The sequence below is a fragment of the Stenotrophomonas sp. 05L44_2 genome, assembly GCF_056665995.1.
Genome location: NZ_JBFTNR010000659.1, coordinates 1 through 2,331, shown reverse-complemented (window position 1 = coordinate 2,331; position 2,331 = coordinate 1). Strand labels below are relative to the sequence as shown.

Here is a 2,331-nt window from a genome sequence, read left to right as displayed (position 1 = left end):
AACCAGGCCTGGTCCAGCCAGACATCCTTCTTGGCCAAGCCACCGCCCAGCGTCTGGGTGGAGGACACCGGACCATTGTCGTTGCCGGTGGCCAAACGCACGCCGGCGCGGGTGTGTTCGCCCAGATCGGCCACCACGCCCAGCCGGGCGCGGATACGCCAGGAGTTGTTGCGGTCCTGGCGGTTGTTGCGCAGCGGCGGCAGGCCCAGATGGGTATTGCCGTTGACGTCGTAGCCATTGCCAGCATTGATGCGTGCCCAATCCACTTCGATGTCGCTGTTGCGTTCGGAATACAGGCGACTCTCGTTGCGCACACGCACATCGCCCTGCACGCGCAGGCGCTGGGTCCACTCCGGCACCTGGTCAGGTGCTGCCCAGCCATTGGCCTTCGCTTCGGTCATCACGCTGGCCTTGAGCTCATCGCGGATCTCATCGCGCACGGTCTGCGGGATGTACGGCACGCGCACATCGCCGGCCTGGGCCGTACCGGCGGCGGTGCTGGCCGTGGTAGATGCGGCCGCATCGCGCTGTGCTTCCAGCAGCAATGCCTGGCCGGCTTCCGGGGTCAGTGCGCCACTGTCCATCAGGCCACGGATCAGCTTGATCATGGTGCTTTCGCCACCGCCCTGCTGGGCGTGGACACCGCCGCTGGCCAGTGCCAGCACGATGCCGGTGGCCACGGCAGAGCGACGCAGGTGCCGCAGCACGGGGAAGGAGTTGGAACGGGTCATCGGCTTGCTCGCAGAAAAAGGGAATTCGATGGAAAGAGCGTCATGGCAGCATTCACCCGCCGGGGCGTCGGCCCTGTACCAGCACGCGCGCGGGGAAATCCAGCGATGCCGGGGGACGCTCGTCGATGCGGCCAACTGCGCGGATCGCCTGCAGTACGCGGTCGTCGGCATCGGCATTGCCGCTGCCACGCAGCAGTTCGACACGGCTCACCGCGCCGTCGGCGTCCAGCCAGATGTTGACCGTCAGCTGGAACGCCAACCGTCGCACCTGCTCATCGCGCGCCACGGCCTGCTGCAGCACRTAGCCCAGGTAACGGCCGTAGCTGGCATTGCCGGCGCCACCACTGCCGGTGCCACTGCGGCCACCGCCGCTGCCGGACTGGATGCCGAAGCTGTCGCCGCCGGCCTGCGCATCGGCATCCATGGTCACCGGGTCGGCGGTGTCCGGGGTGGGCGCCTCTTCGGTCGGCTTGGGCACTTCGTCCAGCGGCTCCGGCTCGGGCATCACCTCTTCCGGCTTGGCTTCCGGCTCGCGCTCAGGTTCCGGTGGGGGSGGGGGCGGCGGGGGCGGCAACATCACCATCGGCACCTCGGCCACCGGCCGCCGCGTACTGGCTGTGTTCCTGAACAGCAGCAGCCACACCAGCAGCGCCAACAGCGCGACAGCGGCGGGCACCACCAGCCAGGGCCACCAGCGCCGCCATGCGGGAACCGCGTGGTTGGCGTGGGAGTGGAGTGAGGTCACGTGTTCACCCCTGCACTTTCCCGGTGACCAGGCCCACCTGGTTCAGATCGATGCGACGCAACAGATCCAGCACCTCGACCACACGGGCGTACTGCACCTGCGCGTCGCCGCGCACGATCACCGGAAAATCCGGGGTCAGCGCCTTCTCGGTGCGCAGCCGGTCTTCCAGTTCGGCCAGGTTCACCGGATAGGCATCCAGGAACACCTGGCCGTTGTTGTCCACGGTGATGGCCTTGGTCTTGGGCTTTTCCAGGGCCATGCTGGAGCTGGCCTTGGGCAGGTTCACCTGGATGCCTGGAATGGAGGCGTTGCTGGTGAGGATGAAGATCACCAGCACCACCAGCAGCACGTCGACGAAAGGCGTGACATTGATGCCTTTTTCGCGCTTCTTGATGCCGAACCGCTTTGCCCTGGCCATGGCGATGCCCCTCAGGCCAGCGCCGGACGCGCGACGGCGGCCGGTTCGCTGCGGTCGAACTCTTCGGCGAGGCGCGCGGTGAATTCATCGACGAACACCGACATGTCGGCGGCGATCGCTTCGGCGCGCGATGCCAACCAGTTGTAGCCGAACAATGCAGGGATGGCGACGCCAAGGCCCGCGGCGGTGCACAGCAGTGCGGCGGCCATGCCCGGTGCCACCGAGTTGATGTCCACCGCGCCGGCCATCGCGGCCACCACGAACACCAGCATGATGCCGATCACGGTGCCGAACAGACCCACGTACGGTGCGCCTTCGATGGTTGTGGACAGCCAGTTCATGCGCTTGGACATGCGCTCGCTTTCACGGGTCACTTCTGCATCCATCGACGCACGGATCGAGGTGATCGCCGCGGCGGTCAGGCCATGATGGTGCGA

General features: G+C 66.9%; 4 protein-coding genes. All 4 read right to left on the bottom strand.

The annotated features are described in order from the left end of the window. Nucleotides 1–731: putative porin (locus tag AC1VAN_RS18905; RefSeq protein WP_480986447.1), on the bottom strand; the 731-nt coding region annotated here is incomplete at its 3' end. Between the two features lie 52 nt (nucleotides 732–783). Further along, nucleotides 784–1,476 (bottom strand): TonB family protein, encoded by a 693-nt coding sequence (locus AC1VAN_RS18900; RefSeq protein WP_235189973.1) that lies wholly within the window; start codon nucleotides 1,474–1,476, stop codon nucleotides 784–786. A 4-nt stretch (nucleotides 1,477–1,480) separates the two neighbouring features. Then, nucleotides 1,481–1,894 carry an ExbD/TolR family protein gene (locus AC1VAN_RS18895; RefSeq protein WP_032976882.1) on the bottom strand — a complete coding sequence of 138 codons (414 nt, stop codon included), beginning with the start codon at nucleotides 1,892–1,894 and terminating at the stop codon, nucleotides 1,481–1,483. Between the two features lie 11 nt (nucleotides 1,895–1,905). Beyond that, nucleotides 1,906–2,331: MotA/TolQ/ExbB proton channel family protein (locus tag AC1VAN_RS18890; protein ID WP_480986446.1), on the bottom strand; the 426-nt coding region annotated here is incomplete at its 5' end.